Here is a 22454-nt window from a genome sequence, read left to right on the forward strand (position 1 = left end):
TCGGTACAGAATGTTGCCAATGAAATTTATCCAGGAGACGGTAATGTCATACAGTGGCGATCGTGAATATACTGCACCGCACAATGCGCTGGTGCCAATGGTGGTTGAACAAACTTCGCGTGGTGAGCGTTCTTACGACATCTACTCCCGTCTGCTGAAAGAGCGCGTCATTTTCCTGACCGGCCAGGTTGAAGATCACATGGCTAATCTGATTGTGGCGCAGATGCTGTTTCTGGAAGCTGAGAATCCGGAAAAAGATATCTATCTCTATATCAACTCACCTGGCGGTGTGATCACGGCCGGTATGTCGATCTACGACACCATGAAATTTATCAAACCGGATGTCAGCACCATCTGTATGGGTCAGGCCTGCTCCATGGGCGCTTTCCTGCTGACGGCGGGCACTAAAGGCAAGCGTTTCTGCCTGCCTAACTCACGCGTCATGATCCATCAGCCGCTGGGCGGCTATCAGGGCCAGGCAACCGACATCGAAATCCATGCGCGCGAAATCCTGAAAGTGAAGCAGCGTATGAATGAGCTGATGGCCGAGCATACCGGTAAAACGCTGGAAGAAATTGAGCGTGATACCGAGCGCGATCGTTTCCTCTCTGCAAATGAAGCGGTAGAGTATGGATTAGTCGATTCGATTCTGACGCATCGTCAATAAGACCCGACCTGCCGTTGTTCCTGGTCTATAGTTATCGGGACAACGGTACTGTAATGGGTTGAATGAATTTCGGCCGTCTCAGCACGGCCAGCGCCATACGCGGGTATGGCCTGAGAACAGGAAGAGGTTAACTGATGACAGATAAGCGCAAAGACGGTTCAGGAAAGTTGCTGTACTGCTCTTTTTGCGGCAAAAGCCAGCATGAAGTGCGAAAGCTGATTGCCGGGCCGTCAGTGTATATCTGCGATGAGTGTGTTGACCTGTGCAACGACATCATTCGCGAAGAGATTAAAGAAGTCGCTCCGCACCGCGAACGTAGTGCTCTGCCTACCCCACATGAAATCCGCCATCACCTCGATGACTATGTCATTGGTCAGGAAAGAGCGAAGAAAGTGCTGGCGGTGGCGGTCTACAACCACTACAAGCGTCTGCGTAACGGCGATACCAGCAACGGTATTGAACTGGGCAAAAGTAACATTCTGCTGATCGGCCCGACCGGGAGCGGTAAAACGCTGCTGGCCGAAACCCTGGCTCGCCTGCTTGATGTGCCTTTCACCATGGCTGATGCCACCACGCTGACCGAAGCGGGTTACGTGGGTGAAGACGTTGAAAACATCATCCAGAAACTGCTGCAGAAGTGCGATTACGATGTGCAGAAAGCGCAGCGCGGCATCGTCTATATCGATGAAATTGACAAAATTTCACGTAAGTCTGACAACCCGTCGATTACCCGTGACGTGTCAGGCGAAGGCGTCCAGCAGGCTCTGCTGAAACTGATCGAAGGCACCGTGGCAGCCGTTCCGCCACAGGGCGGACGTAAGCATCCGCAGCAGGAATTCTTACAGGTCGATACCTCTAAGATCCTGTTTATCTGCGGCGGCGCATTCGCCGGTCTGGACAAGGTGATCTCCCAGCGTGTTGAAACCGGCTCCGGTATCGGTTTCGGCGCAACCGTCAAAGGGAAATCGCAGAAAGCCAGCGAAGGCGAACTGCTTTCACAGTGTGAGCCTGAAGATCTGATCAAATTTGGTCTGATTCCGGAGTTCATCGGTCGTCTGCCTGTGGTGGCAACCCTGAGTGAACTCAGCGAAGAAGCGCTGATCCAGATCCTGCGTGAACCGAAAAACGCCCTGACAAAACAGTACCAGGCGCTGTTTAACCTGGAAGGCGTTGAGCTGGAGTTCCGTGACGAGGCATTAACGGCAATCGCGAAAAAGGCGATGTCACGTAAAACCGGTGCGCGTGGTCTGCGTTCAATCGTAGAAGGTGCGTTGCTGGAAACGATGTATGACCTGCCTTCGATGGACGATGTAGAGAAAGTCGTGATTGATGAATCAGTTATTGATGGTCAGTCTGATCCTATGTTGATCTACGGAAAGCATGAAGCCCAGGCATCTGGCGAATAAATAAACAGATCGTCCATGTCGTACTCGTAAAAAAGGGGAAAATTTTTCCCCTTTTGCTTTTCTCGCCTCTGTGACGTTGAATGTCGGACAATCATCCCCATATACTCAGATACCTGTGGGTTTAACTGCATACCTGCCTGATGCGGTTCCCATCACCTGGCGGACATTAAACAAAGAGAGAGCTCTATGAATCCTGAGCGTTCTGAACGCATTGAAATCCCCGTGTTGCCGCTGCGCGACGTGGTGGTTTATCCGCACATGGTAATTCCGTTGTTTGTTGGCCGGGAAAAATCAATTCGGTGCCTTGAAGCCGCAATGGATCATGATAAAAAAATCATGCTGGTCGCACAGAAAGAGGCTTCAACGGATGAACCTGGCATTAACGATCTCTTCTCAGTAGGGACCGTTGCATCTGTATTGCAAATGCTGAAACTGCCGGATGGCACCGTCAAAGTTCTGGTCGAAGGTTTACAGCGCGCCCATATTACGACGCTGGCCGATAACGGTGACCATTTTGTAGCACAAGCTGAATATCTGGTGTCGCCAGAGATCGAAGAGCGCGAGCAGGAAGTCCTGGTGCGCACGGCGATCAATCAGTTTGAAGGCTATATCAAACTCAATAAAAAGATCCCACCCGAGGTGTTAACCTCGCTGAACAACATTGACGATGCGGCGCGCCTGGCCGACACCGTTGCGGCACATATGCCGCTGAAGCTGGCCGACAAACAGTCTGTGCTGGAGATGTCCGACGTTAATGAGCGTCTGGAATATCTGATGGCCATGATGGAATCTGAAATCGATCTGCTGCAGGTTGAGAAGCGCATTCGCAACCGCGTGAAGAAGCAGATGGAGAAGAGCCAGCGCGAGTACTATCTGAATGAGCAGATGAAAGCGATTCAGAAAGAGCTGGGCGAGATGGATGACGCGCCGGACGAGTATGAAGCGTTAAAACGCAAAATCGATGCGGCGAAAATGCCGGAAGAGGCGCGTGAGAAAGCGGACGCTGAGCTGCAGAAACTGAAAATGATGTCTCCGATGTCCGCAGAAGCGACCGTGGTTCGCGGCTATATCGACTGGATGGTGCAGGTTCCGTGGAACGCCCGCAGCAAAGTGAAAAAAGATCTGCGTAAGGCGCAGGAGACCCTGGATACCGACCATTACGGCCTGGAGCGCGTGAAGGATCGTATTCTTGAGTATCTTGCGGTGCAGAGTCGCGTCAGCAAAATCAAAGGCCCGATTCTGTGCCTGGTCGGACCGCCAGGGGTGGGTAAAACCTCGCTGGGTCAGTCGATCGCCAAAGCGACCGGCCGCAAATATGTGCGTATGGCGCTGGGCGGCGTGCGTGACGAAGCGGAAATCCGTGGTCACCGCCGGACTTACATCGGCTCCATGCCGGGTAAGCTGATCCAGAAAATGGCCAAGGTCGGGGTAAAAAACCCGCTGTTCCTGCTGGATGAGATCGACAAAATGTCCTCCGACATGCGTGGCGATCCTGCTTCTGCGCTGCTGGAAGTGCTCGATCCTGAGCAGAACATTGCGTTCAACGACCACTATCTGGAAGTCGACTATGACCTTTCCGATGTGATGTTCGTGGCGACTTCGAACTCCATGAACATTCCGGCGCCGCTGCTGGATCGTATGGAAGTCATCCGTCTGTCGGGCTATACCGAGGATGAGAAGCTGAACATCGCCAAGCAGCACCTGCTGACCAAGCAGATCGAACGTAACGCGCTGAAAGCCAGCGAAATTACGGTCGAGGACAGCGCGATTATCGGCATCATCCGTTATTACACCCGTGAAGCCGGGGTGCGTAGCCTTGAGCGTGAGCTGTCGAAACTGTGCCGTAAAGCGGTGAAATCACTGCTGATGGACAAGAGTAAAAAGCACATCACCATCAATGGCGAAAACCTCAAGGATTTCCTGGGCGTTCAGCGCTTTGACTACGGCCGTGCCGACAGTGAAAACCGCGTGGGTCAGGTCACCGGTCTGGCGTGGACCGAAGTGGGCGGCGATCTGCTGACCATCGAAACCGCCTGCGTACCGGGTAAAGGTAAGCTGACCTACACCGGCTCTCTGGGCGAGGTGATGCAGGAGTCAATTCAGGCTGCACTGACGGTCGTGCGTGCCCGTGCAGAGAAGCTGGGCATCAATGGTGACTTCTACGAAAAACGCGATATTCACGTTCACGTTCCTGAAGGTGCCACACCGAAAGATGGCCCGAGTGCTGGTATCGCCATGTGTACGGCGCTGGTCTCCTGTCTGACCGGAAACCCGGTGCGGGCGGATGTGGCAATGACCGGTGAGATCACCCTGCGCGGTCAGGTGCTGCCGATTGGCGGACTGAAAGAGAAACTGCTGGCCGCACACCGTGGTGGCATCAAAACCGTGCTGATCCCGGACGACAACAAACGTGACCTGGAAGACATTCCACAGAACGTGATTGCCGACCTGGAGATCCATCCGGTGAAGCGCATTGAAGAGGTGCTGAATCTGGCCCTGGAAAATGCGCCATACGGTATGCAGGTCGCGACAGCAAAATAGTGATTAACGGCATAAACCGTTAAAAAGCGGAGCTGGCAAGGCAATTGGCGCTTGCCAGCTTTTTTTGTGCCGCTAATTTAGGTGGCTGCCGACGCGACGATCTCAGAGAAAACCCGTTGTTTCGGCTCCACAGGCTTGATATAACTTGCTGCGCGTTCGTACCCGGCCGGAAGCCCGGTGCGATGTGAAATAATAAAGAGGGGATGAAGAGAGTGAATAAGTCACAATTGATCGACAAAATTGCTGCTGATGCTGATATTTCTAAAGCGGCAGCGGGACGTGTTTTAGATGCATTTATGGGTTCCGTTTCAGATGCGCTGAAAGAGGGTGACGAAGTGGCCCTGGTCGGTTTCGGCACTTTCTCCGTGCGTGACCGCGCGGCACGTACCGGTCGTAACCCGCAAACCGGTAAAGAGATCACCATCCCGGCCGGTAAAGTACCCGGTTTCCGTGCTGGTAAAGCATTGAAAGACGCAGTCAATTAATAACAACGAATAGATTCATTGACGCATTTTCTTCAGTGGATTAGAGGACGCTTTGCGCGTTCTCATGTAACATACGGGCACATCAATCAGATGTGCCTTTTTTGTTTTAACCGGTGAGAATCGGGCCGTAAAATGGACCAGGACCGGATTGAGACTGCCAGCGGAGCCAGCAGTTACGCGAGACGCCAGCCAGTGGCGAATTGCGACCGAGCTTTACATTCACACTACAGCGGAGTGTTGCCATACCATGATGGACAATTTACGCGCGGCGTCGAACCATGTCGTGCTCAAGATTATTTTGGGGCTGATTATCCTCTCCTTTGTGCTGACGGGCGTTGGCAACTATCTGATTGGCGGCAATAACGACTATGCAGCCAAAGTAAACGGTCAGGAGATCAGCCGGGGACAGCTGGAGCAGGCGTTTAACAGCGAACGCAACCGTCAGCAGCAGATGCTGGGCGACCAGTTCTCGCAGCTGGCCAGTAACGACGGCTATATGCAGCAGATCCGCCAGCAGGCGCTGTCGCAGCTGATCGATCAGGCGCTGCTCGACAGCTACATCAAAGATCTTCATCTCAGCATCAGCGACGATCAGGTCAAACAGGCGATCTTCAATCAGAAGGCGTTCCAGACCAACGGCAAATTCGACAACGCGAAATATCTGGGCCTGATCGGCAACATGGGCTTTAGCGCGGATCAATATGCGGAAGCGCTGCGCAAGCAGCTCTCCAATCAGCAGCTGATCAATGCGGTGGCGAACACCGACTTCACGCTGAAAGGCGAAGCCAGCAAGCTGGTTGATCTGGTGTCGCAGCAGCGTGAAATCCGTCAGGCCACACTGGACGTCAACGCGCTGGCAGCGAAACAGACCGTAACCGACGATGAAATCAGCCAGTATTATCAGCAGCATAAAAGCAGCTTCATGGCGCCGGAACAGTTCCGGGTCAGCTACCTGCTGATGGATGCAGCCAGCATGCAGCAGGCAGCCAGCGATGCCGATATTCAGGCCTGGTACGATCAGCATAAAGCGGATTACACCCAGCCACAGCGCAACCGCTACAGCGTGATTCAGACAAAAACAGAAGCCGATGCCAATGCGGTGCTGGCGCAGCTGAAAGCGGGAGCCAGCTTTGCTGACGTGGCAAAAGCCAAATCGATTGACCCGATCTCTGCCCGTAAAGGCGGCGATATGGGCTGGCTGGAACCCTCAACGACGCCGGATGAGCTGAAAAATGCCGGGCTGACGGAGAAAGGCCAGATGTCAGGCGTGATCAAATCCTCTGTCGGCTTCCTGGTGGTTCGCCTGGATGATATCCAGCCAGAGCAGGTGAAATCGCTGGATGAGGTTCGCAGCGCCGTAGCGGCCAAAGTGAAGCAGGAGAAGGGCGTGGATGCCTTCTACAAACTGCAGCAGAAGGTCAGCGAAGCAGCCAGCAATGACAACGAGTCACTGGCGGGTGCCGAGCAGGCGTCTGGTCTGAAAGCGAAAGAGACCGGCTGGTTCAGTCAGGATACGCTGCCAGCGGAGCTGAATTTCGATGCGGTGAAACAGGCGATCTTCAATGGCGGTCTGGTGGGCCAGAACGGCGCGCCGGGCAACAACTCTGACATCATCACCGTCGATGGCGATCGTGCTTTTGTGCTGCGTATCAGTGAGCATAAACCGGAAGCGGTAAAACCGCTGGATCAGGTTAAAGCGCAGATCACCGACACGCTGAAGCATGACAAAGCAACGCAGCAGGCCAAAGCTCAGGCAGATAAGCTGCTGGCCGACCTGAAAGCCGGTAAGCAGGATGCGCTGACGGCGGCAGGTCTGACGCTGAGCGCCAGCAAGACCGTAGATCGTAATGCACAGGATCCGGTGGCTCAGACTGCTTTCAATCTGCCTCAGCCAGCGGAAAACAAACCCTCCTGGGGTGTCAGCGAAGATATGCAGGGCAACGTCGTGCTGGTGGCGGTCGATAAGGTTAAAACCGGCAGCATGCCGCAGGCGCAGATTGACGAGATGGTCAAAGGCGTCACGCAGAACAATGCGCAGCTGACGTTTGAAGCACTGCTGCAGAACCTGCGTAAAGAGGCCAAAATCAAGTACGGCGCAGCCGCACAAATGCAGTAAGCCTCGCAGAAACTGCGTAACGACTGTAACAATCAAAGGCCGCATTCGCGGCCTTTTCCATTTCTGTCATCCGGTGTTTGAGCCCTGTGCAGGGCAGTGACACGCTGTCGCTGCTGTTTACACACAAGGAGAAACACAGCATGGCTAAATCACAACTTATTGCCCTCTATTTTTCACTCGCGCTGGGCGGCGCACTCTGTCACAGCGTCTCACTGGCTGCGGAACCGGAACCGGCTGGCAGCGTCGTTACGCAACATGCCTCACCGGGATTGTTGCCGGAGAACAGCCCGCCGCCGCAACAGGAACAGGTCAGCATCAACCAGGCGACAGCCGAACAGCTCTCTGCTGCCATGAATGGCGTGGGGCTGAAAAAGGCTCAGGCGATTGTGAACTACCGCGAACAGTACGGGCCCTTTAGTGCCATTCAGCAACTCAGCGAAGTGCCGGGCATTGGTAATGCGCTGATTGAACGTAATGCAGCCAGGCTGAAACTGTGAGGCAGTACACATCGGTGATGCTTAATCTCCCTGAGCCAGGCCACTCTGCTAAAGTGAACAGGTCCAACCAGTTAACCTGAGCGAGCAGGAGAGCATCACCATGCAGACCATAATAAAAGTGCGCGGCTATCATCTGGATGTCTATCAGCACGTTAACAATGCACGCTATCTTGAGTTTCTTGAGGAGGCGCGCTGGCAATGGCTGGAAGAGGTTGAGGCATTTCACTGGTTGCTGGAACAGAAGCTGGCTTTCGTCGTGGTCAATATCAACATCAACTACCGTCGTCCGGCCGTGCTGGGCGACGTGCTGGCGATAGAGAGTGAGATCACCCAGCTAAATGGCAGAAGCGGCATTATTGCTCAGCGGGTAATGCTGGCAGGCCAGGAGACCGTGGTGGCGGATGCCGCACTGACCTTTGTCTGCATCGATTTGCAGACTCAGAAGGCCGTTGCGCTTGAAGGGGAGCTCCGCGAGCGCCTGATGCGCCTGATGGCCTGAGATGGAAAGGAGGGCAGAGCGAAAAGCTCTGCCGCCTTACCGGATGGCTTCAGTTCAGGCCGCTTTTCGCTTTCATAGCCGCCATCACGCCCGGCCGATCGTCCAGATAGGCCTGTAAACCCCTGGCCCGCAAATGACAGGCCGCGCACTCACCACAGCCGTCGCCTTTTACGCCGTTGTAGCAGGTCAGCGTCTGCTCGCGTACCAGGGAGAGCTGTTGCCAGTAGTCCGCCAGCGCCCAGGTTTCCGCTTTGTTGAGCCACATCAGCGGCGTTTCGAAACGGATCGTGCGCGCCATACCCAGCGTAACCGCCTGGTTCAGGGCTTTGACAAACTCATCGCGGCAGTCGGGATAGCCGGAAAAATCGGTCTCACAGACGCCGGTGATCACCGCTTCCGCCTCGACCTGATAGGCGTAAACCGAGGCCAGCGTCAGGAAGAGAATATTGCGTCCGGGAACGAACGTACTGGGCAAACCGCTGGCCGCAGGATCGTAAGCCGGTACCGGAATGTTATCCCGGGTCAGGCTGCTGACGGCAAGTTCGTTCAGCATGGTGACATCCAGCACTTTATGCGCGCGCGCACCCAGCTTCAACGCCAGATCCTGGGCCACCTCGATCTCTTCCCGGTGGCGCTGTCCATAATCGAAGGTGACACAGTGGACTTCATCATAAAGCTGCAGAGCCTGGATCAGGCAGGTGGTGGAATCCTGTCCACCGCTGAAAACAACAACCGCGCGTTTCATGGCATTTTCCTGGTAATGAATTTTGCGCCTATGGTAATTCCTCATTACGTTGCTGAACAGCGGCAGGATGGATCGATGGGGGGCGGGATCCAGGCGCGGCTGAAATCGAACCAGCCCAGCGTGTTCAGCTCAATGCCCTCTACGCCGGGCGGCGCATGGATCTGATAGCGATAATTAAACAGGGGCAGCAGGATACCGTCGCGCATCAGCCGATCGTAAAGCTGGTGCAGCGCGTGGCTACGGGCTTCACCATCCACGATCTGCCGGATAGTCTGCAGCTGCGCCGCCACCTGTTTGCCCTGCGCGCCAGACCACAGCGGTCGCCAGAGCGGATCAATCTGCAACCAGCTGGCCAGGGTAAAGATCGGCGCATCGCCAATCAGCCGATCGCCCATTACGATATCCGCCTCATCAGGCGGGGCGAGGGTGTGCCAGTTTTTTACCGAATGAAACACCACCTTCAGGATGCAGCCGTGCGCTTCCAGCAGCGCCACCAGCGCCTGCGACATCTCATGCAGCTCCACCGGTAACTGATAATGCAGCGTCAGGGATGCCGGTAAAGGAACCGGGTCGTCATCAAATAGCGGTACGCCCCAGCCGGGTAGCAGCTCCCGGCTGGGAGTGATCAATCCCTCATCCAGTGGTAACCGGCTGACGATGCCGCTCTGCTGGATCAGCTGAAAAAGTCTGCGCGCCTGGCTGGCGGAAAAACCGGCCCGCGGGCGGCAGACCAGGTAGCAGAAGCCGAGACTGATGCTGCTGCTGACCGGCTGCAGCGTCCTGAGTGCGGCGGGTTCGCCTATCGCAATCTGCACCGGATGACGACAGCTGCTGCCCAGGCTGGGATCAAACAGCTGCGGCGTAATCCAGTACTCCACCGCCTGCAGCAGCGGCTGCTGCAGATGCCAGCGCGCATGGCTTTCGATCCTGACCAGCTCGGGGCTGAAGTGTCGCAGTTTCCAGGGGCCGCTGCCGATGGCGGGTTCTGTGGGGTGGGGCAGCAGGCACAGCAGGTGGGCGAGGCGATGGGGCAGCCAGAAATCTGGCTGGCGCAGGGTAAACCGCACAGCCAGCGGATGGGGCGCATCAATGCCGGTCACCTCCGCCAGCAGCAGGCTGACGCGCTTATCCTGCAGCATCTGGCGGAACTGCGTGACCAGTTGTCCGGCCCGAACGGGCTCATCGTTGTGCCACATCAGCTGTGGCCGCAGCCAGAACAGCCAGTGGCAGGCCGTTTCATCGTGCTGCCAGTGATGCGCCAGATCGCCGACCGGCTCATCCTGCTCAAAGCGGGTCAGGCCGGAATAGATCTGACGAACCAGATGCTGCTCAGCGCGACCGGCAATCTGGCGTGGATCGGTGCTTTCCATCGGTCGATAGTAGGGGATGCGCAGAACCGGCGTATCATTCTGCCACTGGCCGCCCATCAGGGGCCGCAGCATATTGATCAGCCTTTCCGGCGGCAGATCCAGCAGCTGCAGGGCCTCCGCCGCCTCGCCAGCTTCAAGCTGCCGTTGCAGGAGCTGCTGGCGTAACTGTTCCGGCGTGCGCAGAAACTGCAGCTGCCCCAGTTTGCCGCGACCGGGTTCGCCCTGCCAGCTGAGCCAGCCTGCCTGCTGCCATTGTGACAGCAGGGTACGCAGATGACGCTCGCTGCAGATGCAGTGGCGGGCCATCTCCGCTACGCAGGTCTGCTGTGGCGCGCCCTGACTTTGCTGCCACAGACGCTGAAACTGATTGAGACGGTTAAGCTGGCGCATCAGAAACCCGGAACAATTTTTTCAAAGTATTCACTATTAGTTCCGCAATTAACAGGCAATAGTGGACTTCCTCTTTCAGCAGGAGATCACTCATGGTGCGTTTAGCGGCGTTCGATATGGATGGCACACTGTTACTGCCAAATCATCAACCGGGAGAGCAGACGCTCGACACTCTGCAGGCGCTGCATCAGCGCGGCATTCATCTGGTGCTGGCGACGGGACGTCATCTGCTGGAGATGCAGATGTTACGTGAGAAAATGGCGCTGCCCGCGTGGCTGATCACCGGCAATGGCACCCGCGTTCATGACCCGTCCGGTCAGCTGATTGCTGCGCAGGATCTGCCCGCTGCCGTGGCAGAAACGGTGATCCACGGTCACTGGACAACCTCCGCTTCCCTGCATGTTTTCAATGATCGGGGGTGGTTTACCGACCGTGCGCGGCCTGAACTGCTCAACGCTCATCAGATGAGCGGATTCCGCTATCAGCTCTGCGATCTGAAAGCACTGCCCGCGCATCAGGTGACTAAAATCTGTTTTATTGACGAGCACCCGCGCCTGCTGGCGCTGAAAACAGAGCTGGATGTGGCGCTGGGCGATCAGGCCGATATCTGTTTTTCCGCTGTGAATTGTCTGGAGGTGCTGCCCGCAGGCTGCAACAAAGGCAGCGCCCTGAGTCAGTTATGTGAGCATCTGTCGCTGACAATGGCGGAGTGTATGGCGTTTGGTGACGCAATGAACGATCGCGAAATGCTGGCGCAGGCCGGACAGGGCTTCATCATGGGCAATGCGATGGCGCAGCTGAAAGCCGCGCTGCCGCATCTGCCGGTAATCGGCCATTGCGAGAGACAGGCCGTGTCTCATTACTTAAATCACTGGCTGGCAACGCCCCACCTCGCGTATTCCCCCGAATGCTGAGGTTTGCCGTGTACCGGACAGGATGTCCGGTTTTTTACGCCAGCTCGCGCTGCCAGGGCGTGATATCGCCGATATGTTTTGCCACCCACTCAGGCTGATAGTAGGTGTCGGGATAACGCTCGCCGCTGTCACACAGCAGGGTGACCAGCGATCCCCGCTGATTTGCGGCCCGTAAACGTTTTGCCACCTGCATCATGCCCCAGAAGTTGGTGCCGGTTGAGGCGCCAGGTTTGCGTCCCAGGATGCTCTCCAGCTTCAGCATCGCCGCCAGCGTTGCACCATCCGGCACTTTCAGCATTTCATCGATCACGTCCGGCATAAATGACGGCTCTACCCGTGGACGGCCAATCCCCTCGATCAGGCTGCCACGCGTGCTGGTCAGCGTGGCATCGCGCTGCTGCCAGTAATCGAAAAAGACCGAGTGTTGCGGATCGACTACCAGCAGTTTTGTTTCCAGTCCCTGATAGCGGATATAGCGGCCCAGCGTGGCCGAGGTGCCGCCGGTGCCCGCACTCATAATGACCGTATGCGGAATCGGGTAGGGCTCATGCTGCATCTGACGGAAGATGCTTTCCGCAATATTGTTATTGCCGCGCCAGTCGGTGGCGCGTTCCGCATAGGTGAACTGATCCATAAAGTGGCCGTTCAGCTCGCGCGCCAGCCGTTCAGATTCTGCATAGAGCTGGCAGGGATCCTCCACAAAGTGGCACTGGCCGCCATAGAAGGTGATCTGCTCGATTTTGCGCTTCGCGGTACTGGCAGGCATCACCGCAATAAAGGGCAGCCCCAGCAGCCTTGCGAAGTACGCCTCAGAAACGGCAGTGCTGCCTGACGAGGCTTCAATAATCGGCGTATTCTGCTTAATCCAGCCGTTGGAGAGGCCGTAGAGAAACAGCGAACGAGCCAGCCGATGTTTAAGGCTGCCGCTGGGATGGGTGCTCTCATCTTTCAGGTAGAACCAGATGCCGGGAAAGTCCGCCAGATCGAAACGGATCAGATGGGTTTCCGCCGAACGTTGAAAGTCAGCGTTAATTTCGTTGATAGCGTGGCGAATCCAGCAGGTGTGCATCTCAGGTGTCCGGTAAAAAATGATGTGACTATTTTATGGCACGTGCAGGAAAAAGAGATTGCATAATTACCGCTAAAATCGCACCAGTGGAGAAAATGATTCTCTCGGAGCCGCAAATGTTAGATAAAACTGACCTTAAACTACTGGCGCTGCTGCAGCAGGACTGTACCCTGTCACTGCAATCGCTGGCGGAGGCCGTCAACCTCACCACCACCCCCTGCTGGAAGCGCCTGAAAAAGCTCGAAGATGATGGCATTATTCGCGCACGCGTGGCGTTGCTGGACGGGGATAAAATCGGACTGTCACTGACGGCCTTTATGTTTGTGAAAACCCAGCAGCACAGCCGCGAGTGGTATCAGACTTTTGTCTCGGTGGTGAGCGGCATGCCGGAGGTGATGGCCTTTTACCGGATGGCGGGGGAGTATGACTATCTGCTGCGGATCCAGGTGGCCGATATGAAGAGCTATGATGCTTTCTACAAACGATTAGTGAATGGTGTGCCTGGCCTGATTGATGTCACCTCCAGCTTTGCCATGGAAGAGATTAAATACACCACGGCCTTACCCGTCGCCCCCTGAGGGCCTGAGATTGAGAACAGCGTTGTGCGATTATTCAGTCAATTAAGTTGGTATTTTCTGCGGGAGTGGCGGCGCTATCTGGGCGCGGTCATCCTGCTGATCGTGATTGCGATCCTGCAGCTCCTGCCGCCACATGTGGTTGGCGTGGTGGTGGATGGCGTGACGCGCGACAACATGAGCACCGGCCGTATCATGATGTGGATCGGGGTCATGCTGGCAACGGCGGTGGTGGTCTATCTGCTGCGTTATGTCTGGCGCGTGCTGCTGTTCGGGGCCTCCTACCAGCTGGCGGTTGAGCTGCGCGAAGATTTCTATCGCCAGCTGAGTCGTCAGCAACCGGCCTTCTATCTGCGTCACCGCACCGGCGATCTGATCGCCCGCGCCACCAATGATGTGGATCGGGTGGTATTTGCCGCCGGAGAGGGCGTTCTGACGCTGGTCGACTCGCTGGTGATGGGCTGCGTGGTGCTGCTGGTCATGAGCACGCAGATTAGCTGGCAGCTGACGCTGCTCGCGCTGGTGCCGATGCCGATCATGGCCATCGTCATCCATCGCTACGGCAATCAGCTGCATCACCGCTTTAAGCTGGCGCAGGCCGCCTTCTCCAGCCTCAACGATCAGACGCAGGAGAGCCTGACCAGTATCCGGATGATAAAGGCCTTCGGACTTGAGCAGCATCAGTCGCAGCAGTTTGCCGATATTGCCCGCGATACCGGGGAAAAGAACCTGCGCGTGGCGCGGGTCGATGCCCGTTTTGATCCGACCATCTATATCGCAATCGGCTTCTCTAACCTGCTGGCGATTGGCGGCGGCAGCTGGCTGGTGTGGCACGATCAGATGACGCTGGGCCAGCTCACCAGCTTTGTCATGTACCTGGGCCTGATGATCTGGCCGATGCTGGCGCTGGCGTGGATGTTTAATATTGTCGAGCGCGGCAGCGCGGCCTGGAGCCGCATCGGCGCGCTGCTGGCCGAGGCACCGGCGGTGGAGGATGGCGACACCACTCTGCCAGCCGAACCTGGCACGCTGCAGGTCGCCATTCGCGCGTTCAATTACCCGGCCAGTGCCGGTCCGGTGCTGAGCGACGTCAGCTTCCAGCTGAAACCGGGCGAGATGCTGGGGCTGTGCGGCCCCACCGGCAGTGGCAAAAGCACCCTGCTGAGCCTGATTCAGCGCCACTTCGATATTCAGCAGGGCGACATCCGCTATCACCAGATCCCGCTGCCGCAGCTGCGGCTGGACAGCTGGCGGAGCCGTCTGGCGGTCGTCAGCCAGACGCCGTTCCTCTTCTCCGACAGCGTGGCAAACAATATTGCGCTGGGGAAACCGGATGCCACCCGCGAGGAGATCGAACGGGCCGCCACGCTGGCCTGCGTGCATGATGATATCCTGCGTCTGCCGCAGGGCTATGAAACCGAGGTCGGGGAGCGCGGTGTGATGCTGTCGGGGGGGCAGAAACAGCGCCTGTCGATCGCCCGGGCGCTGCTGCTGAATGCCGAAATCCTGATTCTGGATGACGCGCTTTCGGCGGTGGATGGCCGGACCGAACACGAAATCCTGCATAACCTGCGGATCTGGGGGCAGGGGCGCACGCTGATTATCAGCGCCCATCGCCTGTCGGCCCTTACCGAAGCCAGCGAGATTCTGGTGCTGCAGCAGGGCCGCGTGGCGCTGCGGGGCGACCACGACGCGCTGACCAGCCAGGCGGGCTGGTATCGCGATATGTACCGTTACCAGCAGCTGGAAGCCGCGCTGGATGATGATGAAAACGAAAAAGGAGTGCCGCATGGCTAAGTCCGGACGCGTGTGGCCGACCCTGAAACGTTTACTCAGCTACGGCAAACCCTGGCGTAAATCCCTGTCGCTGGCGGTGGGGATGCTATGGATCGCTGCCGCAGCAGAAGTGACCGGACCGGTGCTGGTCAGCTACTTTATCGATAACCTGGTGGCGAAACATCAGATGCCCTGGGGGCTGGTGGCCGGACTGGTGGCCGGTTTTATCCTGCTTCAGCTGCTGGCCGCCGCGCTGCACTACTGGCAGGCGCTGCTGTTTAACCGCGCCGCCATCGGGGTGGTACAGCGGTTACGCAGTGATGTGATGAACGCGGCGCTCTGTCAGCCGCTGAGCGCCTTTGATACCCAGCCGGTCGGGCAGATTATTTCGCGTGTCACTAACGACACGGAAGTAATCCGCGATCTCTATGTCACCGTGGTTTCCACCGTACTGCGCAGTGCCGCGCTGGTCGGTGCCATGATGGTGGCGATGTTCACTCTTGACTGGCGCATGGCGCTGGTGGCGATGATGATCTTCCCGCTGGTACTGATGGTGATGTTTATCTATCAGCGCTACAGCACGCCGATTGCCCGCCGGGTTCGCAGCTATCTGGCTGACATCAACAACGGCTTTAACGAAGTGATCAGCGGCATGAGTGTCATCCAGCAGTTCCGCCAGCAGGCGCGGTTCGGTGAGCGGATGGGCGAAGCGAGCCGTTCCCACTATCTGGCACGCATGGAAACGCTGCGTCTTGATGGTTTTCTGCTGCGCCCGTTGCTGAGCCTGTTCTCCGCGATGGTGCTGTGCGGGCTGCTGATCCTGTTCAGTTTCTCCGTGCCTGGCGTGTTTGAGGTCGGGGTGCTCTACGCTTTTATTACCTATCTGGGCCGGCTGAATGAGCCGCTGATTGAGCTGACCACCCAGCAGTCGATGCTGCAGCAGGCGGTCGTCTCCGGTGAGCGCATTTTTGAACTGATGGATGCAGCACAGCAGCAGTATGGTGTCGATCAGCAACCTCTGGCGTCCGGTCGTATTACGCTGAACCAGCTGAGCTTTGCCTACCGCGAAAACCGCAACGTGCTGAGCGACATCAATCTGGAAGTCGCGCCGCGCGAATTTGTGGCGCTGGTGGGGCATACCGGCAGCGGAAAAAGCACCCTGGCGAATCTGCTGATGGGCTATTACCCGGTGACGCCTGGCGCAATCCGGATTGACGGTCGCCCCATCGGCGACCTCAGCCACGCCGTGCTGCGTCACGGTATCGCGATGGTGCAGCAGGATCCGGTGGTGCTCGCCGATACACTTCTGGCAAACGTGCGGCTGGGACGTGACATCAGCGAAGAGGCCGTCTGGCGGGTGCTGGAGCAGGTGCAGTTGGCTCCGCTGGCGCGTGCGCTGCCAGAGGGGATTCATACCCGTCTCGGCGAGCAGGGCAACAACCTGTCGGTGGGGCAGAAGCAGCTACTGGCACTGGCGCGGGTGCTGGTTGACCTGCCGCAGATCCTGATCCTGGATGAGGCGACGGCCAATATCGACTCCGGTACGGAGCAGGCTATTCAGCAGACCCTGACGACGCTGCGCCAGCACAGTACGCTGGTAGTGATTGCGCACCGGCTCTCGACGATTATCGAGGCAGACAAGATTCTGGTGCTGCATCGTGGTCACGTCGTGGAACAAGGCACCCATCAGCAACTGCTGGCGATGCAGGGCCGTTACTGGCAGATGTACCAGCTTCAGCAGGCGGGAGATGAACTGGCGTCGGGCGCGGCGGCGACCGCTGAAAGCTGAGTTGCACCTTTTTTGCGCACCTTTATCAGACTAATCTGTATAAATGCACTCCTTTGACGCCTGAAGCACCAAAGGAGTGCACTCCGCGACTGTGATCTCTGTCATACCGCGCGCCTGCGCAGCAGGCACTCTATACCATCCCTTGCCGCGTCTCGTCTGAACCACTGATTTGTGCCGGTTTTACACTCTGGCACAGGCTTTGCTTATATCCCTGCGTGTCCGTAAACGTTACTTATTTACTCGCTGGAGGGGATCCAATGAAGCTGGTTACCGTCGTAATTAAGCCATTCAAGCTGGAGGATGTGCGTGAAGCTTTATCCTCTATCGGCATTCAGGGGCTCACCGTCTCCGAAGTGAAAGGATTTGGTCGTCAGAAGGGCCATGCAGAGCTTTATCGCGGGGCTGAGTACAGCGTGAACTTTCTGCCCAAGGTCAAGATTGATATCGCGATTGCCGACGATCAGTTAGACGAAGTGGTGGATGTCATCAGCAAAGCAGCTTACACCGGCAAAATTGGCGACGGTAAAATTTTCGTGGCTGAACTGCAGCGCGTTATCCGTATTCGTACCGGCGAAACCGACGAAGCCGCTCTGTAATTACGACTCAGTACTGTGATGGGATGGGATAAAAATGAATAAAATGTTAGCGAAGTTGGGCCTCACCAGCCTGGCACTGTTACCCTCACTCGCGATGGCCGCGCCTGCCGTTGCGGACAAGGCTGATAACGCATTTATGATGATTTGCACCGCGCTGGTGCTGTTTATGTCAATTCCAGGTATTGCACTCTTTTACGGCGGCCTGATCCGCGGCAAAAACGTACTGTCGATGCTGACTCAGGTTGCGGTCACCTTCTCACTGGTCTGCGTGCTGTGGGTAGTCTACGGCTACTCGCTGGCCTTCAGCGAAGGCAACGCCTTTTTCGGCGGCTTCGGCTGGGCGATGCTGAAAAACATTCAGCTCACCGCCGTAATGGGCAGTTTCTATCAGTATATCCACGTAGCGTTCCAGGCCTCCTTTGCCTGCATCACCGTGGGGCTGATTGTGGGTGCCATTGCCGAACGTATCCGCTTCTCTGCCGTGCTGATCTTTGTCGGCGTCTGGCTGACGCTCTCTTACCTGCCTATCGCACACATGGTCTGGGCGGGCGGTTTCCTGGCCCAGGATGGCGCGCTGGACTTCGCTGGCGGTACGGTCGTACACATTAACGCCGCAGTCGCGGGCCTGGTGGGCGCTTACCTGGTGGGCAAACGTGCCGGTTTTGGCAAAGAAGCCTTTAAACCGCACAACCTGCCTATGGTCTTTACCGGAACGGCCATTCTTTATGTCGGCTGGTTCGGTTTCAACGCCGGTTCCGCGTCTGCGGCAAATGAAATTGCGGCGCTGGCCTTCCTGAACACCGTTGTTGCAACCGCGGGTGCCGTGCTGTCATGGACCTTCGGCGAGTGGGCGGTGCGTGGTAAACCTTCTCTGCTGGGTGCCTGTTCAGGCTTTATTGCCGGACTGGTTGCGATTACCCCAGCCTGTGGTTACGTCGGCGTGGGTGGCGCGTTAATTATCGGTCTGGTGGGTGGTCTGGCGGGCCTGTGGGGTGTGACCACCCTGAAAAAATGGCTGCGCGTGGACGATCCCTGCGATGTGTTCGGCGTGCATGGCGTGTGCGGCATCGTGGGCTGTATCCTGACGGGCGTGTTCGCGTCCTCTTCACTGGGCGGCGTAGGCTATGCACAAGGCGTAACCATGGGCCATCAGGTGTGGGTGCAGATCTTCAGCGTGGGCGTAACCGTTGTCTGGTCAGGTGTCGTCGCCTTCGTCGGCTTTAAGCTGGCCGATCTGATTGTTGGCCTGCGCGTGCCGGAAGAGCATGAGCGTGAAGGTCTGGATGTGAACAGCCACGGCGAGAACGCTTACAACCAGTAATCGTCGGGCAGCAAAAGAATCGGGGGGCGAGCAATCGCCCCCTTTTTTTATTCGCTGCGCTGACGCATCACGCCTTCCTGAACGGTTGACGCTACCAGCACACCCTGCTGATTATAAAACTCCCCGCGGACGAAACCGCGCGCGCCGGACGCCGAGGTACTGACCACGCTGTAGAGCAGCCATTCGGTGAAGTCGAACGGACGATGGAACCACATCGAGTGGTCGATCGTCGCGACCTGCATATCCGGCTCCAGAAAGCCTTTGCCGTGCGGCTGCAGGGCAACCGGCAGGAAGTTAAGATCCGAGGCGTAGCCGAGCAGGTACTGATGGATACGCAGATCGTCGGGCAGTGGCCCGGTGGCCCGGATCCAGACCTGACGTTCAGGCTTATCCACATGTCCCCGCAGCGGATTGTGGATCTGCACCGGACGGATCTCCAGCGGGCGTTCGGCAATGAACTTTTCACGCAGTTTTTCGGGCAGCAGATGGGCCATCTTCTGCGCCATCGCCTGCTCGGTTAACAGATTCTCAGGGCCTGCCACCTGCGGCATCGGATTCTGATGTTCAAATCCCTGTTCCGGTGACTGGAAGGAGGCGGTCATATAGAAAATCGGCTGGCCGTTCTGAATGGCACTGACCCGCCGGGCGCTGAAGCTTTTGCCATCGCGCAGCGTTTCCACATCGTAAATAATCGCTTTCTGACTGTCGCCAGGCCGCAAAAAGTAGCTGTGAAAAGAGTGAACGGTGCGATCTTCCGCGACGGTCTGCTTTGCGGCATACAGCGCCTGACCCACTACCTGACCGCCAAACACCTGGCGCAGCCCCAGATCTTCGCTCTGGCCGCGATATAAACCCTCTTCCAGTTTTTCCAGATTCAATAAATTCAGCAGATTTTGCAGTGCCTGACTCATGGCGCATTCCTCAATGTAGTGACCTGCTCAGTGTGAAAGATCGGACCAGTTAACGTCAATCAGACTTTCCGCTTTGCCTGTGCCAGGCAAAATCTCATTTTTGTGCCAACATTAAGGACATACGGCGAGTGAAGCGCTGTAAGCAGGATTCGCTGCCGATAATCATTTTGATCAAATGGAGACGACATCAATGAAACTCAGGCATGTGTTCAGTGGAGTAGTTATGGTGGTTGCTGTTGCGGGATGCGCCGATAAAAGTAAACCTGTGCCCACGCCGACGCTGGGGTCAGCCGTGGCAGGACAGACGACGGCGATTGCGCAGCCGAACGTCAGTGGCTCAATCTTCATCCGTCAGCGCATTGCGCTGCCGCCGGATGCCGTATTAACCGTGACGCTGTCTGATGCGTCGATGGCCGATGCCCCATCAAAAGTGCTGTCACAGCGTGTCGTGCGCACCGAGGGTAAACAGGCTCCGTTCCAGTTCGTTCTGCCGTTTAACCCGGCCGACATCCAGCCCAACGCCCGCATTCTGTTAAGTGCGGCGATTGCCATCGACGGCAAGCTGGCCTTTGTCACCGAAGGCGTGAAGCCGGTGATCAATCAGGGTGGTACCAAAGCGGAACTGCTGCTGGTCCCGGTCCCGTCTATGGCGATGCCAACCCAGCCAGGCGCTGCAACTACCGTGCCTTCTACCTCACCGACGATGGTAACGCCATCCGCTGCGGTTCCGGCACCGACCCACATTTAAGCGTGTTTCGGGGCGACGCTGTCGCCCCTTTTCCTGTCTAAAATCGCCAGCGCCAGGTTGCCAGATCGAGCTGCCCGTCATCACTGATCGCTATACCTTCCGCCGCCAGGGCATCCCGCTGCCGTAACAGACGATCCCCCTGCAGGGAAAGGGTGCCGTGCCGGTTAACGACGCGATGCCAGGGCAGGGTAGTCTCTTCAGGCAGACGGCTCAGTACGCCGCCGACCTGACGTGCTGCGCGCGGAGAACCGGCGAGCAGGGCAACATCGCCATAGGTGGCGACGCGGCCATACGGAATCGCGGCAACAATCTGCCAGATGCGGTGCTGAAAAGTGTCAGGCTGATCCATCTGCTTGTTTCATCCGGAAAAAGGGCCTTAATTTTAGCATGGAGAAGGGCGTCTGAACGCTTTCGGGTCAGGGTTGTTCAAGAAAACAACGGTTGTCCCGACTACGCTTGCAATTGACCCCTCCTTCCCAGATAATGCCCCCGCTCTCGTAAAGAGGGCTTGTCAATGGGGGCCCTGTTGGTTCTCCCGCAATGCTAGCTTGTGAACTCGGTCAGATCCGGAAGGAAGCAGCCGCAGCAGGTGACGCGTGTGCCGGGATGTAGCTGGCAGGGCCCCCACCATTTTCCCCCTGAAAACCCCCACGAATTGCAGACAGCCAAAACCCGCCCGGGCCGATCCTGTGCCGGCAGGCAGGAATGTCTGGTACTAAACAGGGGTAAAACTTAGCAATAATCGATTAGATTAACGGACAAATTTCCACACTGAACCCGGGACTTTATCGTAGAGCTTGTTCATGGTCAGTTCCGCCAGACGATGGTCAGCCGCCGAATAGAATATGGCTAATTCGTCTTCCGGTAATTCATACTTATTTTTTTCAATCACCCTTTCGAGGGTATCCAGCGAGCGGCAGCGCCGCAGTCGCATCAAATAATCGGTTTTTGTCAGGGTTTTGTTCATAAATAAATCGTTCTCATGTCAGTACTATAATGAATGGCTCGGCTGCTGGAGAAAAGCGCACTCTTCAGTGAACAGATTAAATAAGCGCTTCGCTGAACGTTGCCACCGCTGAAGATCCGGGGTTGTGACACCATAGTTGCTGAATAACATAAAGGTATCATCAAGATATTCATCGATTTGCGAAATCAGCGCTTCATCTTCAACGTGCTTGATTTTGTAATTCATGGTGAAAGAGGCGATATGCTCAATCAAATCATTAAGCTGCAGATTGCTTTCGGAAGTCGGATCATTTACCCAGCCATGATGGCTGTCCGTTAATGATGCCATGCTGTCGTCAAACAGGCTCTCACACAGGTATTTAAGCTGGGCAATATCATGCCGTTTCGGTGAGTATTCGTCCATCTTTTTCCCCTCCATAGCTAGCACAGTTGCCGCAGGCCGGCGAGATAAGAGAACACGGCCATGAAGCGATTATCGGGGCAGTTATTAAACGGGACATCTTAAAGATAGTGTAAAACCATTAGTTCTGCTCACCTCCATTACTAAATATTACAATTCATCGCCGGGGGAGGGTTGCTGATTGTCTATCACATCAAACTCAAGTGCGCCGGGCTTAATGTGAAAGTTTACCTGTTCCGACTGTGTGACCGTTTCATTCAGATCCTGGCAGGGGCTAAATAAATTCCAGTCAAAATCGTAAAGTAATTTAAAACTATTCAGATCCTGATATTCAATGGAAATAATTTTTAAACTGCCTGGAACAAACCGGGCATTTTGTGAATACCAGCGTAAATCTCCCACCAGAAGATCGGTTATTTTGAGAATATTCCGCTGAACAATCTCAGCTATTTTTGCGCAGTCCGTTTCGCCTGCGGCAATATCGCACTCAATGCGTGACAGCATATCCGGTTCGCCTTAAACCATTAATAACCTATCATTGGTTTTCTGCAACGGGTTTGCAAGCCCGCTGAGCACAAAAGCGTCTGTTTACCCGGCTGGCCAGCAACACCGAGCCGGTTTCCCCTGTTCAGGTCTGCCAGTCACCGCCAGCCTGTTTATCTTTTGATACACA

At 56.3% G+C, this 22454-nt stretch carries 22 protein-coding genes and 1 other RNA gene; 15 read left to right on the top strand and 8 right to left on the bottom strand.

The features are described from left to right. Window positions 1-43: 43 nt before the first annotated feature. The 7 genes from clpP to AB1748_RS06225 all read left to right on the top strand — a co-directional run bounded on the left by clpP (window position 44) and on the right by AB1748_RS06225 (window position 8211). Window positions 44-667 carry an ATP-dependent Clp endopeptidase proteolytic subunit ClpP gene (clpP, locus tag AB1748_RS06195; protein WP_111140963.1) on the top strand — a complete coding sequence of 208 codons (624 nt, stop codon included), beginning with the start codon at window positions 44-46 and terminating at the stop codon, window positions 665-667. A 134-nt stretch (window positions 668-801) separates the two neighbouring features. After that, window positions 802-2073, top strand: a complete 1272-nt coding sequence (gene clpX, locus AB1748_RS06200) for an ATP-dependent protease ATP-binding subunit ClpX (protein ID WP_111140962.1) — start codon at window positions 802-804, stop codon at window positions 2071-2073. A gap of 186 nt (window positions 2074-2259) precedes the next feature. Next, window positions 2260-4614 carry an endopeptidase La gene (gene lon / locus AB1748_RS06205; protein WP_111140961.1) on the top strand — a complete coding sequence of 785 codons (2355 nt, stop codon included), beginning with the start codon at window positions 2260-2262 and terminating at the stop codon, window positions 4612-4614. A 212-nt stretch (window positions 4615-4826) separates the two neighbouring features. Beyond that, entirely contained in the window at window positions 4827-5099 is a 273-nt protein-coding gene (gene hupB / locus AB1748_RS06210) for a nucleoid-associated protein HU-beta (RefSeq protein WP_033731763.1), read from the top strand. A 247-nt stretch (window positions 5100-5346) separates the two neighbouring features. After that, on the top strand, window positions 5347-7215 hold the full coding sequence (gene ppiD, locus AB1748_RS06215) for a peptidylprolyl isomerase (protein WP_367396136.1): 1869 nt from the start codon (window positions 5347-5349) through the stop codon (window positions 7213-7215). Between the two features lie 140 nt (window positions 7216-7355). Beyond that, complete coding sequence (locus AB1748_RS06220; protein WP_293770844.1) at window positions 7356-7712, top strand: helix-hairpin-helix domain-containing protein; 357 nt, start codon at window positions 7356-7358, stop codon at window positions 7710-7712. 100 nt (window positions 7713-7812) lie between these two features. After that, window positions 7813-8211, top strand: a complete 399-nt coding sequence (locus AB1748_RS06225) for a YbgC/FadM family acyl-CoA thioesterase (protein WP_111140959.1) — start codon at window positions 7813-7815, stop codon at window positions 8209-8211. Between the two features lie 49 nt (window positions 8212-8260). Here the strand turns inward: AB1748_RS06225 and queC are convergent, their stop codons facing one another. Next, window positions 8261-8956: a 7-cyano-7-deazaguanine synthase QueC gene (gene queC, locus AB1748_RS06230; protein WP_111140958.1), complete on the bottom strand. Its 696-nt coding sequence runs from the start codon at window positions 8954-8956 to the stop codon at window positions 8261-8263. A 44-nt stretch (window positions 8957-9000) separates the two neighbouring features. Next, window positions 9001-10716, bottom strand: coding sequence for an SgrR family transcriptional regulator (locus AB1748_RS06235; RefSeq protein ID WP_367396137.1), 1716 nt, complete (start codon window positions 10714-10716; stop codon window positions 9001-9003). Between the two features lie 92 nt (window positions 10717-10808). Here AB1748_RS06235 and cof point away from each other — a divergent pair, with 92 nt between their 5' ends. Next, window positions 10809-11630, top strand: a complete 822-nt coding sequence (cof, locus tag AB1748_RS06240) for an HMP-PP phosphatase (RefSeq protein WP_367396138.1) — start codon at window positions 10809-10811, stop codon at window positions 11628-11630. Between the two features lie 34 nt (window positions 11631-11664). On the opposite strand, the gene AB1748_RS06245 is transcribed toward cof, so the two are convergent. Continuing rightward, window positions 11665-12699, bottom strand: coding sequence for a PLP-dependent cysteine synthase family protein (locus tag AB1748_RS06245; RefSeq protein WP_367396139.1), 1035 nt, complete (start codon window positions 12697-12699; stop codon window positions 11665-11667). Between the two features lie 116 nt (window positions 12700-12815). Between AB1748_RS06245 and AB1748_RS06250 the strand changes: the two genes are divergently transcribed. The 5 genes from AB1748_RS06250 to amtB all read left to right on the top strand — a co-directional run bounded on the left by AB1748_RS06250 (window position 12816) and on the right by amtB (window position 18756). Further along, a complete protein-coding gene (locus AB1748_RS06250; RefSeq protein WP_111140970.1) occupies window positions 12816-13277 on the top strand; it encodes an Lrp/AsnC family transcriptional regulator in 462 nt (153 codons plus the stop codon). 24 nt (window positions 13278-13301) lie between these two features. Continuing rightward, on the top strand, window positions 13302-15071 hold the full coding sequence (locus tag AB1748_RS06255) for a SmdA family multidrug ABC transporter permease/ATP-binding protein (protein WP_111140954.1): 1770 nt from the start codon (window positions 13302-13304) through the stop codon (window positions 15069-15071). Beyond that, window positions 15064-16839 (top strand): SmdB family multidrug efflux ABC transporter permease/ATP-binding protein, encoded by a 1776-nt coding sequence (locus tag AB1748_RS06260; protein ID WP_367396140.1) that lies wholly within the window; start codon window positions 15064-15066, stop codon window positions 16837-16839. Before AB1748_RS06255 ends, AB1748_RS06260 begins: the two co-directional genes overlap by 8 nt. Window positions 16840-17096: 257 nt before the next feature. Further along, complete coding sequence (gene glnK / locus AB1748_RS06265; protein WP_003850469.1) at window positions 17097-17435, top strand: P-II family nitrogen regulator; 339 nt, start codon at window positions 17097-17099, stop codon at window positions 17433-17435. 34 nt (window positions 17436-17469) lie between these two features. Next, window positions 17470-18756: an ammonium transporter AmtB gene (amtB, locus tag AB1748_RS06270; RefSeq protein WP_293770840.1), complete on the top strand. Its 1287-nt coding sequence runs from the start codon at window positions 17470-17472 to the stop codon at window positions 18754-18756. Window positions 18757-18803: 47 nt separating this feature from the next. Here the strand turns inward: amtB and tesB are convergent, their stop codons facing one another. Next, the gene (tesB, locus tag AB1748_RS06275) at window positions 18804-19667 is read right to left on the bottom strand and encodes an acyl-CoA thioesterase II (protein WP_111140293.1); all 864 of its coding nucleotides are present in this window, start codon (window positions 19665-19667) and stop codon (window positions 18804-18806) included. Window positions 19668-19857: 190 nt separating this feature from the next. Between tesB and AB1748_RS06280 the strand changes: the two genes are divergently transcribed. Beyond that, on the top strand, window positions 19858-20415 hold the full coding sequence (locus AB1748_RS06280) for a YbaY family lipoprotein (protein WP_111140294.1): 558 nt from the start codon (window positions 19858-19860) through the stop codon (window positions 20413-20415). Between the two features lie 37 nt (window positions 20416-20452). Here AB1748_RS06280 and AB1748_RS06285 read toward each other — a convergent pair whose 3' ends face one another. Further along, window positions 20453-20764: an MGMT family protein gene (locus AB1748_RS06285; protein WP_293770839.1), complete on the bottom strand. Its 312-nt coding sequence runs from the start codon at window positions 20762-20764 to the stop codon at window positions 20453-20455. A 175-nt stretch (window positions 20765-20939) separates the two neighbouring features. Here AB1748_RS06285 and ffs point away from each other — a divergent pair. Next, window positions 20940-21036, top strand: an RNA gene (ffs, locus tag AB1748_RS06290) — signal recognition particle sRNA small type. 130 nt (window positions 21037-21166) lie between these two features. Here the strand turns inward: ffs and AB1748_RS06295 are convergent. The 3 genes from AB1748_RS06295 to AB1748_RS06305 all read right to left on the bottom strand — a co-directional run bounded on the left by AB1748_RS06295 (window position 21167) and on the right by AB1748_RS06305 (window position 22285). Then, window positions 21167-21382 carry an HHA domain-containing protein gene (locus AB1748_RS06295; RefSeq protein ID WP_111140296.1) on the bottom strand — a complete coding sequence of 72 codons (216 nt, stop codon included), beginning with the start codon at window positions 21380-21382 and terminating at the stop codon, window positions 21167-21169. 24 nt (window positions 21383-21406) lie between these two features. Then, the gene (gene tomB / locus AB1748_RS06300) at window positions 21407-21784 is read right to left on the bottom strand and encodes an Hha toxicity modulator TomB (protein WP_111140297.1); all 378 of its coding nucleotides are present in this window, start codon (window positions 21782-21784) and stop codon (window positions 21407-21409) included. A 147-nt stretch (window positions 21785-21931) separates the two neighbouring features. Next, complete coding sequence (locus AB1748_RS06305; RefSeq protein WP_111140298.1) at window positions 21932-22285, bottom strand: hypothetical protein; 354 nt, start codon at window positions 22283-22285, stop codon at window positions 21932-21934. Between the last annotated feature and the right edge of the window lie 169 nt (window positions 22286-22454).

Source organism: Pantoea sp. Ep11b (assembly GCF_040783975.1).
Classification (GTDB): Bacteria; Pseudomonadota; Gammaproteobacteria; order Enterobacterales; family Enterobacteriaceae; genus Pantoea.

Coding starts and splice junctions, on each gene's coding strand:
- clpP (WP_111140963.1), top strand. CDS start 44: ATGTCATACAGTGGCGATCGTGAATATACTGCACCGCACAATGCGCTG.
- clpX (WP_111140962.1), top strand. CDS start 802: ATGACAGATAAGCGCAAAGACGGTTCAGGAAAGTTGCTGTACTGCTCT.
- lon (WP_111140961.1), top strand. CDS start 2,260: ATGAATCCTGAGCGTTCTGAACGCATTGAAATCCCCGTGTTGCCGCTG.
- ppiD (WP_367396136.1), top strand. CDS start 5,347: ATGATGGACAATTTACGCGCGGCGTCGAACCATGTCGTGCTCAAGATT.
- AB1748_RS06220 (WP_293770844.1), top strand. CDS start 7,356: ATGGCTAAATCACAACTTATTGCCCTCTATTTTTCACTCGCGCTGGGC.
- AB1748_RS06225 (WP_111140959.1), top strand. CDS start 7,813: ATGCAGACCATAATAAAAGTGCGCGGCTATCATCTGGATGTCTATCAG.
- queC (WP_111140958.1), bottom strand. CDS start 8,956: ATGAAACGCGCGGTTGTTGTTTTCAGCGGTGGACAGGATTCCACCACC.
- AB1748_RS06235 (WP_367396137.1), bottom strand. CDS start 10,716: ATGCGCCAGCTTAACCGTCTCAATCAGTTTCAGCGTCTGTGGCAGCAA.
- cof (WP_367396138.1), top strand. CDS start 10,809: ATGGTGCGTTTAGCGGCGTTCGATATGGATGGCACACTGTTACTGCCA.
- AB1748_RS06245 (WP_367396139.1), bottom strand. CDS start 12,699: ATGCACACCTGCTGGATTCGCCACGCTATCAACGAAATTAACGCTGAC.
- AB1748_RS06250 (WP_111140970.1), top strand. CDS start 12,816: ATGTTAGATAAAACTGACCTTAAACTACTGGCGCTGCTGCAGCAGGAC.
- AB1748_RS06260 (WP_367396140.1), top strand. CDS start 15,064: ATGGCTAAGTCCGGACGCGTGTGGCCGACCCTGAAACGTTTACTCAGC.
- glnK (WP_003850469.1), top strand. CDS start 17,097: ATGAAGCTGGTTACCGTCGTAATTAAGCCATTCAAGCTGGAGGATGTG.
- amtB (WP_293770840.1), top strand. CDS start 17,470: ATGAATAAAATGTTAGCGAAGTTGGGCCTCACCAGCCTGGCACTGTTA.
- tesB (WP_111140293.1), bottom strand. CDS start 19,667: ATGAGTCAGGCACTGCAAAATCTGCTGAATTTATTGAATCTGGAAAAA.
- AB1748_RS06280 (WP_111140294.1), top strand. CDS start 19,858: ATGAAACTCAGGCATGTGTTCAGTGGAGTAGTTATGGTGGTTGCTGTT.
- AB1748_RS06285 (WP_293770839.1), bottom strand. CDS start 20,764: ATGGATCAGCCTGACACTTTTCAGCACCGCATCTGGCAGATTGTTGCC.
- AB1748_RS06295 (WP_111140296.1), bottom strand. CDS start 21,382: ATGAACAAAACCCTGACAAAAACCGATTATTTGATGCGACTGCGGCGC.
- tomB (WP_111140297.1), bottom strand. CDS start 21,784: ATGGACGAATACTCACCGAAACGGCATGATATTGCCCAGCTTAAATAC.
- AB1748_RS06305 (WP_111140298.1), bottom strand. CDS start 22,285: ATGCTGTCACGCATTGAGTGCGATATTGCCGCAGGCGAAACGGACTGC.